Origin of the sequence: Alcanivorax sp. VBW004 (genome assembly GCF_009718865.1) — a bacterium.
Lineage (GTDB): Bacteria > Pseudomonadota > Gammaproteobacteria > Pseudomonadales > Alcanivoracaceae > Alcanivorax.
This window is the reverse complement of record NZ_WNHC01000001.1, coordinates 285,789-307,187: the sequence shown is the minus strand read 5'-3', so window position 1 is coordinate 307,187 and position 21,399 is coordinate 285,789. Positions and strand designations below refer to the sequence as shown.

At 61.0% G+C, this 21,399-nt stretch carries 25 protein-coding genes; 13 read left to right on the top strand and 12 right to left on the bottom strand.

Annotation, left to right across the window (positions count from 1 at the left end; all coding sequences use genetic code 11):
• Positions 1 to 62: 62 nt before the first annotated feature.
• A complete protein-coding gene (locus tag F1529_RS01460) occupies positions 63 to 656 on the bottom strand; it encodes an outer membrane beta-barrel protein (RefSeq protein WP_155131457.1) in 594 nt (197 codons plus the stop codon).
• Positions 657 to 786: 130 nt separating this feature from the next.
• Here F1529_RS01460 and F1529_RS01455 point away from each other — a divergent pair, with 130 nt between their 5' ends.
• Entirely contained in the window at positions 787 to 1,704 is a 918-nt protein-coding gene (locus F1529_RS01455) for a homoserine kinase (protein WP_155131454.1), read from the top strand.
• A 166-nt stretch (positions 1,705 to 1,870) separates the two neighbouring features.
• Here the strand turns inward: F1529_RS01455 and F1529_RS01450 are convergent, their stop codons facing one another.
• On the bottom strand, positions 1,871 to 2,974 hold the full coding sequence (locus F1529_RS01450; RefSeq protein WP_155131451.1) for a cellulase-like family protein: 1,104 nt from the start codon (positions 2,972 to 2,974) through the stop codon (positions 1,871 to 1,873).
• A gap of 169 nt (positions 2,975 to 3,143) precedes the next feature.
• On the opposite strand from F1529_RS01450, the gene F1529_RS01445 reads away from it, so the two are divergent.
• Positions 3,144 to 3,494: a hypothetical protein gene (locus F1529_RS01445; protein ID WP_155131448.1), complete on the top strand. Its 351-nt coding sequence runs from the start codon at positions 3,144 to 3,146 to the stop codon at positions 3,492 to 3,494.
• Positions 3,495 to 3,543: 49 nt separating this feature from the next.
• On the opposite strand, the gene F1529_RS01440 is transcribed toward F1529_RS01445, so the two are convergent.
• Positions 3,544 to 4,413: a metal ABC transporter solute-binding protein, Zn/Mn family gene (locus F1529_RS01440; RefSeq protein ID WP_155131445.1), complete on the bottom strand. Its 870-nt coding sequence runs from the start codon at positions 4,411 to 4,413 to the stop codon at positions 3,544 to 3,546.
• Positions 4,414 to 4,701: 288 nt separating this feature from the next.
• Here F1529_RS01440 and znuC point away from each other — a divergent pair, with 288 nt between their 5' ends.
• The 3 genes from znuC (at position 4,702) to F1529_RS01425 (ending at position 7,718) form a co-directional block, all read left to right on the top strand.
• A complete protein-coding gene (gene znuC / locus F1529_RS01435) occupies positions 4,702 to 5,514 on the top strand; it encodes a zinc ABC transporter ATP-binding protein ZnuC (RefSeq protein WP_155131442.1) in 813 nt (270 codons plus the stop codon).
• Complete coding sequence (gene znuB / locus F1529_RS01430; protein WP_007149437.1) at positions 5,507 to 6,289, top strand: zinc ABC transporter permease subunit ZnuB; 783 nt, start codon at positions 5,507 to 5,509, stop codon at positions 6,287 to 6,289. The genes znuC and znuB overlap by 8 nt, the downstream gene beginning before the upstream one ends.
• Positions 6,290 to 6,419: 130 nt before the next feature.
• Positions 6,420 to 7,718, top strand: coding sequence for an MATE family efflux transporter (locus tag F1529_RS01425; RefSeq protein WP_155131439.1), 1,299 nt, complete (start codon positions 6,420 to 6,422; stop codon positions 7,716 to 7,718).
• A gap of 9 nt (positions 7,719 to 7,727) precedes the next feature.
• Here the strand turns inward: F1529_RS01425 and F1529_RS01420 are convergent, their stop codons facing one another.
• The 5 genes from F1529_RS01420 to rd form a co-directional block, all read right to left on the bottom strand.
• Positions 7,728 to 8,363, bottom strand: coding sequence for a hypothetical protein (locus F1529_RS01420; protein ID WP_230457673.1), 636 nt, complete (start codon positions 8,361 to 8,363; stop codon positions 7,728 to 7,730).
• Between the two features lie 246 nt (positions 8,364 to 8,609).
• Positions 8,610 to 8,999, bottom strand: coding sequence for a hypothetical protein (locus F1529_RS01415; protein WP_155131436.1), 390 nt, complete (start codon positions 8,997 to 8,999; stop codon positions 8,610 to 8,612).
• A gap of 2 nt (positions 9,000 to 9,001) precedes the next feature.
• Positions 9,002 to 9,379 carry a hypothetical protein gene (locus F1529_RS01410; protein ID WP_007151199.1) on the bottom strand — a complete coding sequence of 126 codons (378 nt, stop codon included), beginning with the start codon at positions 9,377 to 9,379 and terminating at the stop codon, positions 9,002 to 9,004.
• Between the two features lie 78 nt (positions 9,380 to 9,457).
• Entirely contained in the window at positions 9,458 to 10,606 is a 1,149-nt protein-coding gene (locus F1529_RS01405; protein ID WP_155131433.1) for an NAD(P)/FAD-dependent oxidoreductase, read from the bottom strand.
• 49 nt (positions 10,607 to 10,655) lie between these two features.
• Entirely contained in the window at positions 10,656 to 10,820 is a 165-nt protein-coding gene (gene rd / locus F1529_RS01400; protein WP_007149887.1) for a rubredoxin, read from the bottom strand.
• Positions 10,821 to 11,059: 239 nt separating this feature from the next.
• Here rd and F1529_RS01395 point away from each other — a divergent pair, with 239 nt between their 5' ends.
• The 6 genes from F1529_RS01395 (at position 11,060) to F1529_RS01370 (ending at position 16,313) form a co-directional block, all read left to right on the top strand.
• Positions 11,060 to 11,617 carry a chorismate lyase gene (locus tag F1529_RS01395; RefSeq protein ID WP_007149459.1) on the top strand — a complete coding sequence of 186 codons (558 nt, stop codon included), beginning with the start codon at positions 11,060 to 11,062 and terminating at the stop codon, positions 11,615 to 11,617.
• 294 nt (positions 11,618 to 11,911) lie between these two features.
• Positions 11,912 to 12,784, top strand: coding sequence for a 4-hydroxybenzoate octaprenyltransferase (gene ubiA / locus F1529_RS01390; protein ID WP_155131430.1), 873 nt, complete (start codon positions 11,912 to 11,914; stop codon positions 12,782 to 12,784).
• Between the two features lie 316 nt (positions 12,785 to 13,100).
• Complete coding sequence (gene phoB, locus F1529_RS01385) at positions 13,101 to 13,805, top strand: phosphate regulon transcriptional regulator PhoB (protein WP_007148894.1); 705 nt, start codon at positions 13,101 to 13,103, stop codon at positions 13,803 to 13,805.
• Positions 13,806 to 13,899: 94 nt separating this feature from the next.
• Positions 13,900 to 15,210, top strand: coding sequence for a phosphate regulon sensor histidine kinase PhoR (gene phoR, locus F1529_RS01380; protein WP_007150285.1), 1,311 nt, complete (start codon positions 13,900 to 13,902; stop codon positions 15,208 to 15,210).
• Positions 15,211 to 15,433: 223 nt separating this feature from the next.
• Positions 15,434 to 16,018 (top strand): TIGR00730 family Rossman fold protein, encoded by a 585-nt coding sequence (locus F1529_RS01375; RefSeq protein WP_155131427.1) that lies wholly within the window; start codon positions 15,434 to 15,436, stop codon positions 16,016 to 16,018.
• A 118-nt stretch (positions 16,019 to 16,136) separates the two neighbouring features.
• Positions 16,137 to 16,313, top strand: a complete 177-nt coding sequence (locus F1529_RS01370; protein ID WP_155136839.1) for a DUF1328 domain-containing protein — start codon at positions 16,137 to 16,139, stop codon at positions 16,311 to 16,313.
• A gap of 116 nt (positions 16,314 to 16,429) precedes the next feature.
• Here the strand turns inward: F1529_RS01370 and F1529_RS01365 are convergent, their stop codons facing one another.
• On the bottom strand, positions 16,430 to 16,972 hold the full coding sequence (locus F1529_RS01365; protein ID WP_007148623.1) for an NADPH-dependent FMN reductase: 543 nt from the start codon (positions 16,970 to 16,972) through the stop codon (positions 16,430 to 16,432).
• Between the two features lie 216 nt (positions 16,973 to 17,188).
• Here F1529_RS01365 and F1529_RS01360 point away from each other — a divergent pair, with 216 nt between their 5' ends.
• Positions 17,189 to 17,680 (top strand): hypothetical protein, encoded by a 492-nt coding sequence (locus F1529_RS01360; protein ID WP_155131424.1) that lies wholly within the window; start codon positions 17,189 to 17,191, stop codon positions 17,678 to 17,680.
• A gap of 6 nt (positions 17,681 to 17,686) precedes the next feature.
• Here F1529_RS01360 and F1529_RS01355 read toward each other — a convergent pair whose 3' ends face one another.
• The 3 genes from F1529_RS01355 to F1529_RS01345 all read right to left on the bottom strand — a co-directional run bounded on the left by F1529_RS01355 (position 17,687) and on the right by F1529_RS01345 (position 20,348).
• Positions 17,687 to 18,547, bottom strand: a complete 861-nt coding sequence (locus F1529_RS01355; RefSeq protein WP_155131421.1) for a pirin family protein — start codon at positions 18,545 to 18,547, stop codon at positions 17,687 to 17,689.
• A gap of 96 nt (positions 18,548 to 18,643) precedes the next feature.
• The gene (locus F1529_RS01350; RefSeq protein ID WP_155131418.1) at positions 18,644 to 19,645 is read right to left on the bottom strand and encodes a glutathione S-transferase family protein; all 1,002 of its coding nucleotides are present in this window, start codon (positions 19,643 to 19,645) and stop codon (positions 18,644 to 18,646) included.
• A gap of 112 nt (positions 19,646 to 19,757) precedes the next feature.
• The gene (locus F1529_RS01345) at positions 19,758 to 20,348 is read right to left on the bottom strand and encodes an FMN-dependent NADH-azoreductase (protein WP_007150074.1); all 591 of its coding nucleotides are present in this window, start codon (positions 20,346 to 20,348) and stop codon (positions 19,758 to 19,760) included.
• Between the two features lie 141 nt (positions 20,349 to 20,489).
• On the opposite strand from F1529_RS01345, the gene F1529_RS01340 reads away from it, so the two are divergent.
• Complete coding sequence (locus tag F1529_RS01340) at positions 20,490 to 21,389, top strand: LysR family transcriptional regulator (RefSeq protein WP_155131415.1); 900 nt, start codon at positions 20,490 to 20,492, stop codon at positions 21,387 to 21,389.
• Positions 21,390 to 21,399 lie beyond the last annotated feature (10 nt).

The window sequence follows — 21,399 nt, the reverse complement described above, 5'->3', positions numbered from 1 at the left end:
TTTCCCGTTTCACGTGGCGTTCTTTTACCCGTGTTGCGTGCAGCGTGAAGCATGCCGCGTTATCAAAAATACCATTCCAGGCCACCTTCGATGCCGGTGACGGTCAGGTACTCTTCATCGATGTATTGCATGTATTCCAGGGTCAGCCCCAGATTGAATTCCGTGCGCAGGCCAATGCCCGCACCAAAGGCCAGGCTGGTGTCGTCATTGCGGGCGGTATCGTCCCGGCAGCCCCGCGCATTGCATTTGCGGGTAACGGTTTTCACCTTCACATCTGCAATGCCGGCAAAACCCTGCACAAACAGGTTCTCTACATAGGGCAGGGCCACCGGTGACTTGAACGGGAAACGCCCGGTGGCCAGCAGGGCTCCTACGTGGTCTACGGTATAATCAACCTTGGTGCGGCTGTTTTCCGGCCGGTAGGTGTCCGGCGACGGCCCGGTGGCCGCGCGCAGCTCCACCCCCCAGTAGGGATTGACCATGCCACCCAGACGCAGGCCAACCCCGGAGGGCGTTACCTCCCGGCTGTCATAATCGAGATTGAGGTGCATCAGGTTACCGGCCACATAGGCGGAACGCTGATCCTGATAGTGGGCTACCGGGTCCGCCCACAGAGCGGGACTGAACAACAACCCGAAAAGCATCCAGTAACGCATTGCCTGTCGTCCTTTTTGTTATTGTTGGGATTATGCGCTTTGCTGATGCGCATCGACGGCCTGTTATACCATTGCCCGCGTGCAGAGTCTGGTCATCTGCGGCCTTTTTTCATCAAGCAAGAGGATTGTGATGTCGGTGTACACCCCGCTCAGCCACGCCCAGTTGGCAGACGTGCTGACGCCGTTCGGTTTCCAGCTGCGTGATTATCACGCCGCCAGCCACGGCATCGAGAACAGCACCTTCCTGATCGAGGCCCGTGATCGCCATGGTCAGCCCAGCCCGCTGGTACTCACCGTGTTCGAATCCCTGGACCCGACGGCCCTGGCGCCGTACCTGACCCTGCTGGAACATCTGGCGGAACAGCACCTGCCGGTTCCCGCGCCGCTGCCGGATGCCGACGGCAAGGACCAGATTACCGTGGCAGGCAAACCCGCGGTGCTGATGCCCCGATTGCCCGGCCAGCACGATTTTGCCGTGGATGCGGATCGCTGCCGACAGGTGGGCACCTTGCTGGCCCGGCTGCACGCCAGCGACACAAGCTCGCTGCAGTCATTGCCCAGCGAACGTGAGCGCCTGCGTGACTTCTCTGGCCACCTGCGCAGGCTCCCCGAAGCCGAGCGCGACACCGCCGCCGCCCTGCTGCATGACTGGCTGGCCCAGCCCGCCGGCAGCACCCTGATCCACGGCGATCTGTTTCGCGACAATCTGTTATGGGAAGACGGGCAGATCAGCGCCCTGCTGGATTTCTACAACGCCTGCCTGGACCACCCGGAATACGACCTGGCCGTGGCCCTCAACGACTGGTGTGTGGACGCCCATGGGCAGATCGAACCCGAGCGGGAACAGGCGTTGCTGTCTGCCTACCGGGAACAGGGCCGCAGCGTGGACCACAGCCGCCTGTGCGAAGCGCTGGCAGTGGCCGCGCTGCGATTCTGGTTATCGCGCCTGGCCGGCCCGGTGTCCGACCACAGTGAAGGGCAGGGCAGCAAGGACCCGGAGGAGTTTGCGCGGATTTATCGGCAGCGACTGAAGGCGTTAACGGTGTAGGAAAGAGAGACGCCGCACGCTACACGCCCCCAAGCTACAACACGAACCACTGCCGCCCAGACCTGCAACGTTCGGCGCCGCGCCCAAACACGATGGGTGCACTATTTGCCGTAATGGCAAAGCACAGAGTCTTCCTGCGTTGTAGCTTGGGGCGGGTAGCGTCCGGCTATGACGAGCCAGACAGAATCAGGTGATTCAGGTGCGCCAGGTATTCCTCTTCCTGCCATAACCAGGGGTAACTGGGGCTCGCCAGCGAGGTGGGCGTCAGCGCTTCCACGCCCTGGGTCAGGGCATTCACCACCATCATTTCATGCAAGTCCGCCCACCCCGTGGGCAGCTTGCGCAAATCCTGTGGCTGGCGCACAAAGCCTTCGCTGATCACCGGCTGCAAGCGACGCAGTCGGGTGAATGCCATGCGCCGCTGCAACTGGTCTTCCAGCCGCCGCTGCCAATGCATGCCGCCGGCGTCCAGCAACAGCTGCTTCATGGGATTGGCCAACTTGCCCAGCAGGCCGGCGGCCAGCATGGCTTCACCGCTGGCCAGCCGGTAGCGGGGGTCATCATCCAGCCACAAACTGAAATCGAGGAAATCCAGCTCACTGGTATCCAGCTGCCGCAGCTGCTCACTGAGCGCCGCCGTGGTACTCAGCCCCACGGGCACAGACGGAAACAGGGCGTGCAAGGCACGGGGAATATCGCGCAGATATTCTTCCAGACGTTCGCTGGCCGTAGCGGACCAGTGCGACGGCAGTGACCGTTCCGGGGAGCGCCTGAACACGCGCCGGGCAACCCCGTGGGCGTGAGGCAGCGACGGAAACTGATAGCAGAAGTCCAGCCCTGCCACGTCCCCCAGATACCCCCACTGCTCCACCAGCGACAGGGTTTCACTCCACACCGCCACAAAATCTTCCGGGCGACGCACAAAGGAACGGCGCGCGCGGCTGTCGTTGATAAAACGGCTGCTGAACCAGACCTTGAAGCCACGCTCGTGGGCCGACTGCAGTAGCTGCTGAAGCTGATGGCGGATTTTCACTTCCACCGCCGGCGCGCCCTGGGGCATCAGCTCGCAGCGGTCCATATGGATACCGTTTTCCGGGGTGGCGATCAGGTGGGGGCAGGGGTCCAGGCGCAGGGTGTTAAAGCCGCGCCGCTCGGTCTCATCCAGCACGCGCTCCAACGAAGCATAGGCGCCATCGCGAATATCGCGCTGCAGCAGCCAGGATATATCCCAGCAGGCCATCGCCAATGGTTGTGCGTCGTGTTGCGCCATGCAGGTCTTACCGCCTTTTTAGATCAAGCGCATCAGCATACCCGTTTCGGAGGTTGCCTCAATGGCTCTACACCCTGTCACCCGCGTATTGACCCGCCTTGACACTCAACAGGGCGGTAAAAGTGCGAACCGATTCCCCCTTTCGCTCGAGAGCGCTATGATCAGAACCATGAAAACAATACTAAAAACACTGATTCTGGCCCCGGGCCTGGCCTGGGCGGCCGAGCAACTGCCGGACACCGCCCCGCCGGACGATGCGGCCCCGCAAACCCGGGAAAAAGGCCCCGCCCACCCCATGGATGGCGAGGAGATGGATTCCCTGTACCTGCAATCACCGGTGGAGCTGGATACCAGCGACGAGAACCGGGGACTCAATGCCCTGAGTGCAGAAGCGCGCTATCTGGAAAACGAACAGCAGGAGATGCGCCAGCGGCAGGCCGAAACCGTGCGCCCGGCGACGGTGCCAGAAAATACCCCGCCGCCCGCTCCGCCAAACCTGATCCCGATACGCGACCTGTAAGCCGGCCCCACCCCATGCGGCAACCCCGTGCCGCTCAGGAACCAGGCATTCAGCCGCGCGCCGCGCGCAGGCACTGGGCGAAACCGGCGCTGAGCTCCGCCAACCAGGGCAGGTATTCCTGTTGTGACGAATCACGGCCCAGCGGATCCTGCGGCTGGACATAACAGTCCGGGCACAAACGCTTGAGCAAGCCGGCCCGCGCCTCCGGTTCCTGCACCGCGCAACGCACCTGCTGATCACGCACCTGCCCTGCCAGAGTGACGAAACGCCGGCTGCCCGGCCCCGCATCCAGCTGTTCCGACACCACCAACGGCTCCGCCAGCCCCAGGCTCTCGCTCAGGTAGCCCCAGGGTTGGTGATAGCTCAGCCAGGGCACCTGGGCCAGCGGCGTCAACCGCTCGCGCTCCGCCTGCAACTGATCCGCGGCCGCCTGCTGCCACTGCTGCGGCTGGCCCGGCCGCAACCCCGCCGGAAAACGTTGGCCCACCGCGCCCGCCAGTAGCGCCATATTGTCCACGGACAACCACAGGTGTGGGTCGGTGGTAGCGTCATGGCTGGTGCGCGGATCATGATCATGGTCGTCGTGATGGTCGTGCCCGCCAGTGCGCCGGTGCACCCCCTCCAGTCCCAACAGGGCCACCGATGGCCCCTGGCGACGGGCCACCAGCGGTGCCAGCGGCGCCTCCACCCCGGCCCCCAGCCACACCATCAGATCCGCCTGCTGAACCGCCAGCGCCTGCCTTGGGGAGAGCGCCAGCTGATGCGGATTCTGGTTGGCCTGCAGCAGGGTCGTTACCGTGACGCTATCGTCATAAAGGCTGCGCAGCACCTTGGCCAGCGGCTCCACACTGGCCACCACCGTCTGACTCCAGGCGGGAGAGCAAAGCAACAGCAGAGTTGTTAACCAGAGACGACGCATGGGGTTCCTCATGTACGGCCAGACAGGAAGGAGCAAGTTGAAAGTTCAAAGTTTAAAAACGCGGGATGGCAGCGGTGCCAACCATCAAACCTTCGTGGTCGCGATTTCCTTCCCCCAAGAGCGGATCGTTAGGGCCGTGCGGCGCGGCTGAAGCGGCTGCCGTGTGGCTCCGGGCATAACCCGCGCTTTTGAACTTTAAACCTTGAACTTTCAACTCGCTCTCCGCCTTCAGTGCAGGCGAAAGAGCGGCAGTATATCATTGCGCCTTTGTACTTCGGGCCCTTTCTTATGTCAGAACCTCTTGTCACGGTGCAGTCGGTGTCCGTCACCCTCGGCGGCAATGCCGTGCTGTCTGACGTCAGCCTGACCCTGGCCCCCGGCCGCATTACCACCCTGATCGGTCCCAACGGGGCCGGCAAGAGCACCCTCGCGCGACTGGTGCTGGGGCTGGTGCAACCGGATAACGGCAACGGCAGCGGCGGCACCGTCAGCCGCCGCAAGGGCCTGCGGGTGGGCTACATGCCCCAGCACATCAAGATTGACGACAGCCTGCCGCTCACCGTGGATCGTTTTTTGTGGCTGGCCGCACCGGGGCCCACGGCCTCCCGGCGGGCCGCGCTGGAGCGGGCCGGGGTGGCACATCTGCGCCGGCGCGGTGTGCAGCAGTTGTCCGGCGGCGAGATGCAGCGGGTACTACTGGCCCGGGCCTTGTTGCGCAAACCAGACCTGCTGGTACTGGACGAACCCGCCCAGGGCGTGGACGTGGCCGGGCAAAATGCCCTCTATGGCCTGCTCAAGACCGTGCGCGACGAACTCGGCTGCGCCATTCTGCTGATCTCCCACGACCTGCACCTGGTCATGGCCGCCACCGACGAGGTGATCTGCCTGCAGCGCCACGTGTGCTGCTCCGGCAGCCCGGAATCGGTAAGCCGGGACCCGGCCTACCATGAGCTGTTCGGCCCCGGCGCCGGCACCCCGAACCTGGCGCTGTATACCCACGATCATGATCACGACCATGACCTGCACGGCAACGCCACCCATTCCCACGAGCACAGCCACACGCATCACCACGACCACGACGGGCCCTGCAACCATGATTGAACTGTTATTGCCCCCGCTGCTGGCCGGGCTCGCCGTGGCCCTGGTATCCGGCCCCATGGGCGCCTTTGTGGTGTGGCGACGCATGGCCTTTTTCGGCGACACTCTGGCCCACGGCGCGTTGCTGGGCGCGGCGTTGGGGCTGGCCCTGGATATCAGCCTGTACGTGGCGGTGGTGGCCGTCTGCCTGGGGCTTGCCGCTGCACTCAGTGGCCTGCAACGGCAACGGCAGCTGGCCGGCGACACCCTGCTCGGCATTGTCGCCCACACCACCCTGGCGCTGGGGGTAATTGCCATCAGCCTGCAAACCGGTATTCAGGTGGACCTGTTCGCCTATCTGTTCGGGGACCTGCTGGCCGTGGGTTGGCAGGATGTGATCGGCCTGTGGGTGGGCGCCATCGTCATCTTGCTACTGATGCTGTGGCAATGGCGGGCGCTGCTCAGCATTACCGTCAACGAAGAGCTGGCCCAGGTGGAAGGCATCGCGGTGCAACGCACCCGGTTATTGCTGATGCTGTTGCTGGCCCTGCTGATTGCCGGCGCCATCCGTACCGTGGGCGTGCTGCTGATTACCTCGCTGCTGGTGATTCCTGCTGCCAGCGCCCGCCGGCTGACCCACACCCCGGCGCAGATGGCTGCCGTGGCCAGCGTGCTGGGCACCGCGTCGGTGCTGGCCGGGCTGGCGGTGAGCTGGTTCGCCAATACCCCGGTGGGGCCGTCTATCGTGGTGGCCGCCAGCAGTTTGTTTGTGCTGACGTTGCTGCGCAAACCCGTCTGACGGTTTCTCTCTGAACCTGTCGCGATCAGACATGCCTGATCGCCCTTCGGTCGATGCCGAGTTGCGCACGGTTCGCCCCCTGGAAGGGAGCTCCTACAGCGGCTTCGTAAAAGGGTTTTCCGGAGTTTGAATGAATCTGACCCTTAACCAACGCATCTGGATGCTGGCCTGGCCGTTGTTGCTGTCGAACCTGACCGCGCCGCTGCTGGGGCTGGTGGATACGGCAGTGGTGGGGCACCTGGAGCATCCCCGCTATCTGGCCGCCGTGGCGCTGGGCAGCAACTTTTTCATGTTCCTGTATTTCTCGTTCAATTTCCTGCGCATGGGCACCACCGGGTTTGCCTCGCAGGCGCGGGGCGGGGAACGGGACACCCGCGTGGTGTTACTGCGTGGCTTGTTGCTGTCCGCGTTGCTCGGGCTCGGGTTGATTCTCATGTCGCCGCTGCTGCGTGATACCGGCCTGTGGTTACTGGGTGGCAGTGACGCGGTGCAACACCTGGCGCAGGATTACATCAATATCCGCATTCTTGGCGCCCCCGCCGCGCTGGCCAACTTCGCCCTGATCGGCTTCGCCATCGGCACCCATAACACCCGCGTTCCCCTGAAAATGACCGTGCTGATGCACAGCACCAACGCGTTACTCGATGTGCTGCTGGTGCAGGTCTGGCACCTGGATGTGCGCGGCGTGGCCATCGCCAGCGCCTGTGCGGAATATGTGGGCCTGGCCGGCGGACTTTTCTGGCTACGCGCCGCCCTGCGCCCACCTGCCAACCGGGAAACCCTGTGGCAGCCGTCGGCGATTCTGGCGTTGATGGCGGTGAATCGGGATATCTTTATCCGCAGCCTGGCGCTGCTCACCTGCTTCTTTTTCTTCACCGCCCAAGGGGCCCGACTCGGCGATGCGACGCTGGCGGCCAATGCGGTATTGATTACTTTCTTGCTGTTGCTCAGCAACCTGCTGGATGGCTTTGCCAATGCCGCCGAGGCACTGGTCGGCGAGGCCCACGGGCAACGCGATCGCGCAGCTTTCCAGGCCGCGGTGCGCGCCACCGGCCGCTGGACCGTGGGCTGCGCGGCGTTGGCGATGCTGGTTTTTGCTCTGGGAGGCGTGCCGTTGATTCACTTGCTCACCGACCTGCCATCGATCCGCGATACGGCGGTGGCCTATCTCCCCTGGATGCTGCTATTGCCACTCACCGCCAGTGCCGGTTTCTGGCTGGATGGCATTTTCGTGGGCGCCACCTGGGGAGCCGCCATGCGCAACACCATGTTGGTCGCAATGGGGCTGTTCTTTGCGCTATGGGCACTGACACGGGGCTGGGATAACCATGGCCTGTGGCTGACCATGAACGGCTTTATGGCCGGGCGGGGCATCTTGATGGGGTGGGTGCTGTGGCGTCGCACCACAGCACCCGGGCATACCGGTTAACGCGATACCCTAACGCTTCAGGGCACCATCACGGTCAAGCTTGCCTACCACGCTTTTGGCATAGCCTTCCGCACCGCTTTTCAGGTTATAGGGGTTCATGCTGCGGGACTGGGCCTGCCACACCGGCTTTTCCGTCTCGGCGTTATAAAGCTGGGTCTGCAGGTAGTAGTCAGTGGCATTCTGGTAGTAGCCGGGCTGGTATACCGCGCTGTAGCTGTAACCCACATAGGGGCCGTAACCCAGGTACATGGGCGCCGACGCCATGGGCAGGTAGTCCACCGTGGGCGGCATGTATTCGTCACGCTCCTGGCTTTTCAGCAGGGTGATCACCATGACGCCATCGGAGCCGCTCTCTTTTACTGCCTGCTCCACCTTGCTGCGGAAATCCGCCGCCTGCTGGTTGGCTGCGGGCAGGGTGGCGCTGGCCAGCGTGGCGTCCACCTTGCGCTTGGCGAGGCTCTTCTTCACTTGCTGTTCCACCGCCGCAGAGGCCACTGCATTTTCTGACAGCACCAGCACATAAAGGTGGGCAAAGCTCGGCCGTGCTTCGCCGGTTTTGGTTTGCCAGGTGGAATTGGTTTCGGTGGTGGTGGCGCAGGCCGCCAGCAGCAGTACCGCACAGAACGCAAAAACACGTTGAGCCATCAACATACACAGTCCTTGAGGCGAATGGATTGGAAAGCGCTTACAGACTACTGGGGTTCCCGGTTCAGGCCAAGGCCTGACGCGCGCCCGATGAAGGGAGAAAGGATTGTCGGGTTACGCCTTTCAGGCTCTCTGTGCCCTTGGGTAAACCCGACTACGGGGCTGATGCTATATCAGGGGGAGGAAAAGCTTGCGTGGATCGAATCTCCACACCGAAAAAGATAGCCCGTTCAGCCACCTTCGGCACTACTGTTCCAGCGGCTGTCCCATGTCACCCAGGAGAGTGAATTCTTCCGGTGTACCGGTTACCACCTTGCCATCACTGAAGAACCGGGCGGCCACAACCGGGATGCCGGCGGCCTGCTCGGCCTGGACTATGATCACGTAGCCCGAGGCAGCCTCGTTGCTGCCGCGGAATACCGCATACTGGGGGACCTGAATATCCAGTGGCTGGCCAATAATCAAACCGTCTTCCTTGAACAGGAACACCGCATCGCCCGCACTGACATCCGCCTCGGTCGCAGCCCGACCGGAGACAAAACCATAGGTATCCAGCGGTGGCAGGGAAAGCACGTCCCCTGCCTGGGCCACAGCAGCCACCGCCAGCAACGCAAGGCCAGACAACAGATGCTTCATGGTTATTTCTTGCCGCCGGGCATGATGAATTTCATCAAGGTCATGAACCACATAAGCTGGCCCGGGTCGCCTTCGATCTTGATATCACCGGCCTGCATGCCTTCCATAAAGGCCATCTGGTTCTTGCCCGCCACCTGCAGGGTGCGGAACGCGTAACCAGCATCCTTGAAGTTCAGGGTTACCGTAGGCTCACTGTGAATGCCGGCCTTGGATACCACCTTGCCGGGCATAAAGTGAAAGCTGCGCGCCGGCTTGCCCGCAAACGTCCGCCACTGCATCACCACATTGCGGTTCTCCAGTTGCTTTTGGAAGCCAGCGTTTCGCGACGCCAGCCAGCGCAGCCGCCAACCAAGCACCAGCAATACCAGTGAAAATTTCATGGACCGTCCTTAATCAAATCAGCAACACGCCACATGCTACACGCACCACCGGTGTGATGCGTGAAGCGTGTTGCGTCCCTACGGCATGACTGCCGGCAGTTCCTTGTTGAGTTTCATTTTCTCTTTCACCGCTTCACCGGTAAGGGCATAACCCAGCAGGCTGCCGTCCTTGCCGCGGAACAGTGCCTGCACGGTATTGCCATCCGCTTGCACTTCCCAGTCGCCTTCGCTGCCTTCCGCAGCAGGGCAGACCACCACCGGGCACGCCGGGGTCTTGATGGTCACCGGCATCACGCCGTAGCTGACTTCGGTGGTATCGCCGGCCAGGGTTTTCGCCAGGGCACGGGCAGAGGCCATCAGCGGCAGGACGTAGGGCAGCACATGGCCCTGCACTTCCGCGCAGTCACCCAGCGCATAAATGTCGTCCGCACTGGTACGCAGGGTCTTGTCGGTCAGGATGCCGCGATTGGTGTCCAGGCCGGCTTCCTTGGCCATGCTGATACGCGGGCGCAGGCCAATGGCCGAAAGCACCACGTCGGATTCCAGTTTGCTGCCGTCGGACAGCTCGGTGACCAGTTGGCCGTTGTCGCCGTGATGTACCGCCTTGGCCAGCGGGCCAAAATGGAACTGCACCCCCAGATCCGCCAGGCCACGGCCCACGGCTTCGGAAGCCTGCTCCGGCAACAACAGCGGCAGGCAACGGCCCATGGGCTCGACCAGGGATACCTGGAAACCACCGTTGGACAGGTCATTGGCGAATTCACAGCCGATCAGGCCGCCACCGAGGATGGTCACGGTTTTCTTGCCGTCCACCGCCGCGCGGAATTTGCCGTAGTCCATCAAATCATTGACCGAGAACACCTCACCCACCGCGTCGCCTTCCAGCGGCGGGGTCCAGGTGTCGGCGCCCAGTGCCAGTACCAGCTTGCTGTAGTCCAGGTGGTCATCAGGCAGCAGCACGCGCTTGTTGGCGGCATCAATGCCGGCCACATGCACGCCGGCGCGCACGTCTACATTGAATTGCTCGGCCACTTTTTCCGGGGTGGCCATGCACAGGTCATCGGCGGTTTTTTCCTTGGTGAAACCGGCAGACAGCATGGGCTTGGAGTAGTTGCGGCCGTCGTCAGCGGTGAGCATGACGATAGGCGTTTCCTTGTCCAGCTTGCGGAATTCCTTGACGGTGTTGAAGCCGGCCAGGCCGGTACCGATGATGACAATAGGGTGCATGAGCAATCCTTAACGATTAATGGACGGGCGATGTGACTGACGCAGTGGCCTAGATTTCCACCATCTCGAAGTCTTCCTTGCCCACGCCGCAATCGGGACAGACCCAATCTTCCGGCACGTCGTCCCAGGCGGTACCCGGTTCGATACCCTCGTCGGGCAGACCTTCGGCTTCGTCATAGATGAAACCGCACACTACACATTCCCACTTCTTCATCGTGAACCTCATCGGTAAAAGTGAGCACTTGCTCACTACGCTACATACAGGGTGTATCTCGGGGGGCGTTAACCTATCGGCGTGCGGCGCAAAAATCAATGACAGCGGGCACTGTCATATTAGGACGCGAGGGCGCCATTTCTCTTGCCCCCCGGGGCATTTGGCGACCGCTTGCTCTGTCGCAGGACATGGGCCATAGTCCTGCCGCCCGCGAAAGTACGCGATATCCTGAGAGAGCCATGCTGCCTGCCGCCCTGCATCCTGACAGCCTTTGGCGCCCGCTGGAACAGCTGGTGCTGCCCCCGGTTATTCGTGACTGGATGGCCGACCCGGACTCCCTGACCCGGCGCCTCAAGCGTCACGGCCACTTCAGTGTGGTGCCCGGCCTGCATGCCATCGCCTTTCCGCGGGCCGACGAACGGCAGCTGCTGGCGCTGCCTGTGCGCCGCGCCGCCCTGATCCGCGAAGTCACCCTGCATCTGGACGGTACTCCGGTGGTGGCGGCCCGCAGCGTGCTGCCACTGACCAGCCTGGCCGGCGCCAACCGTTCCCTCGGCCACATGGGCAGCCGCTCCCTGGGCCTGGAGTTATATAACCGCCCGGTATGCCAGCGGGATCAGGTGTGGGCACGGCTGGCCTCACCGGGCCAGAACCACCCGGTGTGCTGGGGCCGGCAGTCGCGCTTTATCAAACGTGGCGCGCCCCTGCTGGTGGCGGAGTATTTTCTGCCGGCGCTGTGGGAGAAGGTGGAGGCAGAGGGGCTGCAAGGCGCAAACTCCAGGCAACTGCACGTCTAAAATCCCCCTGTAGGAGCACCACTTGAGGTGCGAACCGAGCGCCAGCGAGGAAATGGCGTCGCAACCGCTCCCATCCCTTTCCCGAAAGAGCTGTCGAGCCCTGACATTCCTGATCGGCCTTCGGCCGATGCCGCGTTCACACGCGGTTCGCACCTCAAGTGGTGCTCCTACAGGAGGGGGATACCAGGCACCGGTGCGTGACTGCAAAACGGTTGGCAACAACCGCGATTCGCGCCTTGAAACTTTCCACTTTCAACTTGAAACTTACCCCCTGCCCTGACAATCGGATGTCCCATGTTTGCCTTTGTTGAACAACGTTACCCCGCCCTGTGGCCCTATATTCAACTGATGCGCCTGGATCGCCCCATCGGCACGCTGTTGTTGCTCTGGCCCACCCTGTGGGCGGTGTGGATTGCCGGGGCCGGCACCCCCAGCCTGACCGTGATTGTGGTGTTCTTCCTGGGTGTGGTGATCATGCGGGCGGCGGGCTGCGTGATTAACGATTTTGCCGACCGGGATTTCGATGGCGATGTGGAACGCACCCAGGGGCGCCCGCTGGCCACCGGCGCACTGAGCGCCAAGCAGGCGCTGGCGCTGTTCTGTGGACTCGGGCTGCTGGCCTTTGGACTGGTGCTGTTTCTCAACGAATTGACGTTCTGGCTCTCCTTCGGCGGGCTGGGCCTCGCCGTGCTGTACCCCTTCACCAAGCGCTTCACCTTTATGCCCCAGCTGTTCCTGGGCGCGGCCTTTAGCTGGGCGATCCCCATGGCCTTTGCCGCTGAAACCGGCGAGGTGCCGGAAATCGCCTGGCTGCTGTACGTGGCCAATGTGCTGTGGACCGTGGCCTACGACACCGAGTACGCCATGTGCGACCGTGAAGACGACCTGAAGCTGGGCATCAAGAGCACCGCCATCCTGTTCGGCGATGCGGACCGTTTGATGATCGGCCTGCTGCAGGCCCTCACCCTGCTGGCACTGATCATGGTCGGTCAGCGGCTGGACTTCAGCTGGCCCTGGTACGCCGGGCTGGTCGGCATGGCCCTGAGCTTTGCCTACCAGCACAGCCTGATCCGCTACCGCGAACGCTGGCCCAGCTTCCACGCCTTCCTGAACAACCACTGGGCCGGGGCCTGCGTGTTTATCGGCCTGTATTTTCAGTATTTTTAAGAGACGCAACACACTGCACGCACCACGCAACAACACGAATTACCCCTGCAGGGAACGGGAAACCGCATCACTTCGCGCCGAGGCGTTTCATCTGCGGCCTTCGGCCGAGCCATGCCGGACACCGTAGAAACCGCCTTCCATGGCTCGCGGCCCGCCACGTTTCTGCCCTTTCGTACAAACCCAGATCCGCGTTGGCGCATGTTGCTTGTTGCATGCTGCGCCTCTATCTGTCATACGGATGTCATAAAAAGGCAATCTAATAGGGCAACATTCCGGGTAGCGCATGCGCGCCCATGACAGGCAAGGAAGGTAAGCCATGTCCCGTAACCGCATTTTGATTGTTGATGACGAGCCCGCCATCCGTGAGATGGTTGCCGTCGCCCTTGAGCTGGCTGATTTCGATGTGCTGGAAGCAGAAAACGCCCAGCGCGGCCATGAAATCATCGTGGATGAACGCCCGGATCTGGTGCTTCTGGACTGGATGCTGCCATCCGTCACCGGCATCGAACTGGCTCGCCGCCTGAAGCGTGATGAAACCACCAACGAGGTGCCAATCATCATGCTCACCGCAAAAAGCGAGGAAGATAACAAGATTCAGGGGCTGGACGTGGGGGCCGATGATTACATCACCAAGCCCTTCTCCACCCGCGAACTTATCTCTCGCATCAAGGCGGTGCTGCGTCGCGCGTCCAGTGTGGCAGCGGAAAAGGCCATTGAAGTGGAAGGGTTGTGTCTGGACCCGGTCAGCCACCGCATCAGCGCGGACGATTACCCCGTGGACATGGGCCCCACCGAATACCGGTTACTCGAGTTCTTCATGAGTCACCAGGAGCGCGCCTATTCCCGTACCCAACTGCTGGACCAGGTGTGGGGCGCCAACGTGTACGTGGAAGACCGCACCATCGACGTGCACATCCGCCGGCTGCGTAAAGCCCTGGCGCCGTTCGACTATGACCGCTTTATCCAGACCGTACGCGGCACCGGCTACCGCTTTTCAGTAAAATCCGCAAAAGCCGGCTGAGACAGCAGCCACGCAGCTGCTTATACTGGAGGCCCATTGTCGGGCCCTCGCCCGGCAACCTGCGAACCCGGTAACGAATCGCGGTGACTGACGCATGAAAGCCAGCCTGGCCAAGGAAGTAAATCGCATTGCCGGCCTGATTTTTCTGGCCGCCCTTGCCGCTCTGGCGGTAGGGCACATCTGGCCGCTGCTGGCAGGGCTGGTGGGGTATATTTTCTGGAGCACCCGCCAACTGTTCGCCCTGTACAGCTGGCTGGTTCGCGATGATCACACCGAACCCCCGGACAGCATCGGCCTGTGGGGCGAGTTTTATACCCGCCTTGAGCATTTATTCCAGAAGGAACGCCGCGCCCAGGAAAACCTGCAGGGCATTATTCATCGTGCCCAGCAATCGGTGAATGCCCTGGACGACGTGGTCATCCTGATCGACCAACACGGTTACCTGGAATACTGGAACCATGCTGCGGAACGCGCCATGGGGTTCAATGCCGGCCAGGATCTGGGGCAACCGCTCACCAACCTGATTCGCCACCCCCGCTTCACCGAGTACCTGACCAAGAGCGAGTTTGACGAAGCGCTGGAAATTCCCTCGCCGGTGGACGACAACCGCATCCTCCAGTTCCGCGTCACCGAGTTTGGTGTCGGCGAACAACTCTTGATCGCCCGTGACGTGACCCGCCTGCACCACCTGGAGCAGATGCGCAAAGACTTCGTCGCCAACGTCAGCCATGAGCTGAAAACCCCGCTCACCGTGCTCAAGGGCTACCTGGAAACCCTGCTCGATACCATCCCCGATGAGCAGGCACGCCTGCGCCGGGCGCTGGTGCAGATGGACAACCAGTCCAACCGCATGGAAGCCCTGGTCGCCGACCTGTTGCTGCTGGCCCGACTGGAAGGCACCGAAGCCGACAGCGTGCGGCAAGCCGTACCGGTACACGGCATGCTTAACCGCATGAAAGACAATGCGCTGGCCATCAGCAGCGACAAACACCACCGGATTGAACTGGATGTCCCCCTGGACGCCCGGCTGATCGCCAATCCCGCTGAACTGGAAAGCGCCTTCGGCAACCTGATTACCAACGCGGTGAAATACACTCCGGCCGAAGGCACCATCCACATCCGCTGGTGGCAGGATGCCCACGGCGCGCACCTGTCCGTCACCGACGACGGCATCGGGATCGACCCGGCCCATATCCCCCGGCTGACCGAACGTTTTTATCGACCGGACAACAGCCGCGTCACCCAGACCGGCGGCACCGGTTTGGGGCTGGCCATCGTCAAACACGTGATGATCCGCCATAACGGCCGCCTGGAAATCACCAGCGAGCTTAGCAAGGGCAGCACCTTCACCTGCCATTTCCCGGCGGACCGGCTGGTAAGCAAGCCTACAGCGGTGGCGGGCTGAGCGCGCCCACCGTGACAGCTTAGATATATAGCGTAGGAGCGTCGCTGGCGGCGCGATTCCAGACGTTGATGATCGCGCCGCCAGCGACGCTCCTACAGAAAAGCCGACCTTATCTTGTCCTGTTGGAGCGGTGGCTCCACAGTGGCGTCTATCCCCAACCGTCAGCGAGTAAAAATTTGCTCTTTAACTGGGGACCTACAGCACAGTGCATTAGGAAATGTCGATGAAAAGAATCTGCGTCTATTGTGGTTCCAGCCCCGGCAATAATCCGGTCTACATTCAGGCGGCCGAAGCACTGGCCGAGGCATTAGTGCACCGCAACATCGGGCTGGTTTATGGCGGTGCCAGCGTCGGCGTGATGGGTGCCATTGCCAACGCAGTCATGCGCCAGGGCGGCGAGGTAATCGGCATTATTCCGCAAGCCTTGATGCGTCGCGAGATCGGCAATGACCACCTGACCGAACTGCAGGTGGTCGATTCCATGCACGAGCGCAAAGCCGCCATGGCGGATCAGTCCGACGGCTTTATTGCCCTGCCTGGCGGCATGGGCACGCTTGAGGAAATTTTTGAAATTCTTACCTGGGCCCAGCTGGGCTTTCACCAAAAACCCTGCGCACTGCTAAACGTGAATCATTATTACGATTCTCTTCAGAATTTCCTGCAACACAGCGTGGCAGAAGGCTTCCTGAAAACGGAGCACCACCAACTTTTGCAAGTCCACACGGACCCGGCCACGCTGCTGGAGCATTTTCAGGCGTTTTCCCCGCCCCGGGTGGATAAATGGCTGGACCGGCAATCCCAGCTGTAACAAGCACAATGTGAAAGAAGGTCAAATAGTCGAGTCGTTCCGGGCCAGCATCAACCAGAGTACGTTACGGTGAAATGGAAAGTGTAATCACACACCAACCATGGATGAGGTAACCATTATGCTTGGATGGGCTCTGACATTTCTTATCGTGGCCATTATTGCCGGCGTACTCGGCTTTGGCGGCATCGCCTCCGGCGCGGCCTCCATTGCCAAAGTAATTTTCTTTATTTTTCTGGTCTTGCTGGTCATCAGCTTGGTCGCCAATGCGGTGAAAGGCCGCGGCCCTAAAATCTGACAAACAATTCAGAATTCTTGATAGAGAATAGCAAAAGCAAACAGGCCGGGTATGGACTGCCATACCCGGCTTGCATTCATAATGTCGTGCATCACCGCTTTTGCAGATTGACTGCGTTACGACAAACGCTGGTGCCACGCCTGCAGTGCAACCAGTTGACTGGCCACCATCTCCCGGGTTTTCTCATCCACCAAATCACCGTTCTCATCGCATTTTTCATGAGCCGCCGACACAAACACTTCCGGTTTGTTCAGTGGGTGCATGTCCAGAAACACCAGCACCTGGCGCAAGTGATACTGGCTTCGACTGGTGCCCATGCCACCCATGGACGCACCCATAATGGCCGCAGGCTTACCCGTAAAAATATCACCCGGCACACGCGACAACCAATCGATAGCGTTCTTTAACACGCCGGGAATCGAGTAATTGTATTCGGGGGTGGCAAACAGCAAGGCGTCCGCCTGAGCCACCTGCTCGGCCAGCGCCATCACCGCCGCGGGCCGGTTATCCCCGTCATCATCACCGTTGTACAGCGGCAGCGGGGCGATGTCCCCGATGGTCAGTGTCATGCCGGATGGAGCCAGTGCCTGAGCGGCGCGCACCAGACCCCGGTTATAGGATTGCTCCCTGAGACTGCCTGCCATTGCCAGAACCTTCATGTTGTCACTCCTTGTGGGATCGTTCTGTGTGAGTCCTTCTCAATAAGCGACCGGCATCGGCCACCTGTCACCCGGTTAATATACCCGGCCGACGAGTTTTTCCAGCTTCTCCCACGTGCGAGCAACAGGCAATACGCATTTATCCCCCATATGGGTGACGCACTTATACCGCCACCGCTTTATCCTTTGTGGACCATTCACTCACACCGACCCGCGATGTCCGCTGATTCTCTTCACTCCAGCCCGCCTTTCATTCCTGGCCCTGCGCTTTACCAGCAGCTGGCTATTCTCAATGGCTTGTTGATTCTCGGGTTAAGCGACAAAAAAAGTGAATCCCAACAAATCCAGCACCTGAGCCTTGATCAGCAACAACACATTACGCTGTTTCGTGGCAGCAGCCAGAGCCGCTTTGGCATGGCATTCCGGTTTCATCGTCAGGATGTGGAACAAATTGAAGGGATAACCCTGGAAGGAGGGCGCGGGCATCTTCTTTTGCACACCCGCCCCGGTGCGATTCAAAGCCTGACCTTCATGCCTGGCGCTACCGCCGCCAGTGACACCGGTTACAACGGTGGCACCCGCAACAGCGTGGACCTGCTGGTCCCCGCCAAACGGCTGGAGCAGGCGGAAGCCGCGCTCATTCGCATCTTTCGAATGGCCGGCTCCACCTGGTATCCCGATCTACCGCCCCATTGGCGAGGCGACTAGCGAGCGCTATAGCCGCGATGCTTCCGCCGTCAGCGTGCCATCGCGATAATCCCGCAGGGCCTGGTTAATTTCATCCTGGGTATTCATCACAAAAGGGCCGTACTGGGCAATGGGCTCCCCCAGTGGTTTGCCCGCCAGCAACAACAAGCGCGCACCTTTGTTTCCCGCAACCAGGGTAACCCTGTCGCCATCGGTGAAGGTGGCCAGGTGATCCGTTTCCAGCGTCGCCTCCGCCACACTGACACGGCCCTCGAACAGATACATGAAGGCGTTATAGCCGGATAAAACAGGCACCATCAGGGTTTCATCCGGGCGCAGGATCACGTCCAGATACAAGGGGTCGGTTTTGCCCCCTTTTAGCGGCGCGCTCAGCGACTGTCCAGCGATGGTCACTTCACCGGCGATGGCTTTCACCTGCCCACCACTGGCCAGGTCCACCCGCGGCATCTCATGATCGGCAACATCCCGATACCCTGCAGGCTGCATTTTTTCCGCCGCCGGCAGGTTGATCCACAATTGAAAACCGCGCAGCAAGCCGTCTTTCTGTTGCGGCATTTCTTCATGAATAATGCCACGTCCGGCCGTCATCCATTGCACGCCACCCTGTTTAAGATCGCCCTCATTGCCCAGGTGATCCCGGTGACGCATGTGGCCTTCCACCAGATAGGTCACAGTTTCAAAACCGCGATGCGGATGCGGCGGAAAACCGGCGATGTAATCCTCTGGATTGTCGGAAGAAAACGCATCCAGCATCAGGAACGGGTCCAGGCGCACGGCAGGCGTCGACCCCAGTGCCCGCTTCAGCCGGACACCGGCACCGTCGGATGTATCCATTGCCGGAATTGTGTTGAGAATTGTGCGTTCCATGGGGGCCTCCTGTGAAAGCAGCTGCGAGCTTCGAGCTACTAGCTGCCAGTTGAAAAGAAAACCGGGTTGGTTTTTCTCGCCGCTAGCCGCTCATAGCTAGCCACTGATTTTTCTTTCGCCCAGGCGCTCGCGGCCGTGGGGCGAGGTCCAGTCCAGTTGCGGGCCGATGGAGATAATCCCGTGGGGGTTCACCGTCGGGTGACTGCAAAAATAGTGATGGCGGATATGCGCCATGTTCACTGTGTCGGCTACACCGGGCAGCTGATACAGCTCTTGCAAAAACCCCTGCAGATTCGGGTAATCACTGATGCGCTTGCGATCACACTTGAAATGCGTGACGTAGACCGGGTCAAAGCGCACCAGAGTGGTCCACAGACGAATGTCCGCTTCGGTCAGGGTGTTGCCGACCAGGTAGCGGCTTTCGCCCAGGCGCTGTTCCAATTCCTCAAGACGCTCGAACAGGGTCACCACCGCTTCGTCATACGCCTGCTGACTGGTGGCAAAACCGCTCTTGTACACGCCGTTATTCACGTCGTGATACACCCGCTCATTGATGGCATCAATGTCCGCCCGGAGCGCTTGCGGGTAATAATTTCCCGGCGTGGCACCCAGAGCATCGAAGCTGGTGTTAAGCATGCGGATGATGTCTGCAGACTCATTGCTGACAATGGTTTCCCGTTGCGTGTCCCAGAGCACCGGAACGGTCACGCGGCCGGTGTAGTGACTGTCCGCTTTCAGGTACAGCTCGTACAACTTGCTGAAACCGTAGAGCGCATCGCCAGTGGCACCCGCAAACCCGTCATCCAGTTCCCAGCCACTCTCCAGCATGTGCGGATGCACCACAGATACACCGATGTGATCCTGCAGCCCTTTCAGGGCACGCATGACCAGGGCGCGATGGGCCCAGGGACACGCATAGGACACATACAAGTGATAACGCCCGCTCTCAGCCGCGAAGCCACTGTCACCCGTGGGCCCGGCACTGCCATCGGCCGTTACCCAGTGGCGAAACTGACTTTCCGAGCGCTTGAATCGCCCGCCGGTACTTTTCGTGTCGTACCACTTGTCTTGCCATTTCCCGTCAACCAACAGTCCCATCATTGTCTCCTTACGTTGACTGTCGAGGAGCGAGTGACGAGAAACGAAAGACAAAACCTTGTCCTGATTTTCGAAACTCGCAACGCGCTACTCACTTAGTATCAACAAAGTGTTAACCCGCCAGCGCCGCCTGTGCTTCGCTCATGGCTTTCTCTTTAGTCTCGTCACCCATGTTCAGCCCCTCCGCATAAACGAAGTTCACATCGGTCATGCCAATAAAACCAAAGAACAATTTGATATACGGGGTCACCGTATCGTTTTCGGTGCCGGCATACAGACCGCCCCGGGCCGCCAGCACCGTCACGGGTTTGTCGTCCAGCAAACCCTGCGGGCCATTTTCGGTATAGCGGAAGGTAATGCCCGCCCGGGCCACATGATCGATCCAGCTCTTCAACTGGCTGGGAATACCAAAGTTGTACATGGGCAGGCCCAGCACAATGTGATCTGCCGTTTTCAGCTCGTCGATCAGCGCCATGGAAAACGCGTCCACCGCCTGTTGATCGTCACTACGCTGGTCTGCCGGCGTAAAGAAGGCCCCTACGCGCTCCCCGTCCAGGTGTGGAATCGGGTCTGTGGAAAGATCACGGACCACCACGGTGGCATCCGGGTGTTGCGCTTGCAGCGCCGCCAACTGGCTGTTGACCAGCGAGGAAGAATTGCCGTTATCGCCGAAAACACTGCTTTTGATGACCAGAATATTCATGACCCCAACTCCTGTTTCTGTCTTTGCATGGTGCGGTCGGCGCCCATGCGCCGACGGGATTGTTTCGATGGGGCTATTGTGGTTTCAGTAAATAAGATATAAAACGGGATAAAACTGCACATTTAGCTCAGGAATTTCGATATGTCAGCCAAAATCACGCTGGATCAATGGCACGCCCTGCTCGCGGTGGTGGATGAGGGCGGCTACGCCAGCGCCGCCGAAGCGCTGGACAAGAGCCAGTCGGCGATCAGTTACGCCGTGCAGAAAATCGAAACCGAGCTGGGGGTGCGTGCCTTCACCCTGGAAGGGCGTCGCGCCAAACTCACCGAAACCGGGCAAATGCTGTACCGCCAGGCCAAGGTGCTGGTGGAAGAGGCCAGCCGCATCGAAAGTGCCGCCATCCAGCTCAGTCAGGGCTGGGAACCACTGGTGCGGGTAGCCGCAGACGGCCTGTTTCCGCAGCACTGCATGCTCTCCGCGCTGGATGCCTTCGCCCAGCACAGCCCGCTGACCCGGGTGGAGTACAGTGAAACCATCCTCTCCGGCTCCGATGAAGCCTTGTTGCGCAAGGAAGCGGATGTGGTGGTGGGCGGGCGCGTCCCGCCCGGCTTTTTTGGCGACCCGCTGATGCGGGTGCGCTTTCTGGCGGTGGCCGCCGCCGACCACCCCCTGGCCCAGGCCGACCACCTGACCCACGAAGACCTGCGCCAGCACCGCCAGATCGTGATCCGCGATTCCGGCAGCCGCCGCATTGATTCCGGCTGGCTGGGCGCCGAACAGCGCTGGACCGTCTCCCATGCCACCACCCGCATCGCGGCGATCCGCCGTGGACTGGGCTTTGCCTGGGTGCCGGAAGCGGAAATCGGTGATGGCTTGGAGACCGGGGCGCTGAAGATGCTGGCCCTGGATGAAGGGGTGGAGCGTATGGTGGACCTGTACCTGATTTATGCCGATGGCCAGTATGCGGGCCAGGCCGCGCGCTATCTCGGGGAACGGATTCGCGATGCGGCTGCCTTATCCTGTCCAGGGGTGACGGTTTAAAGCCGGGCCA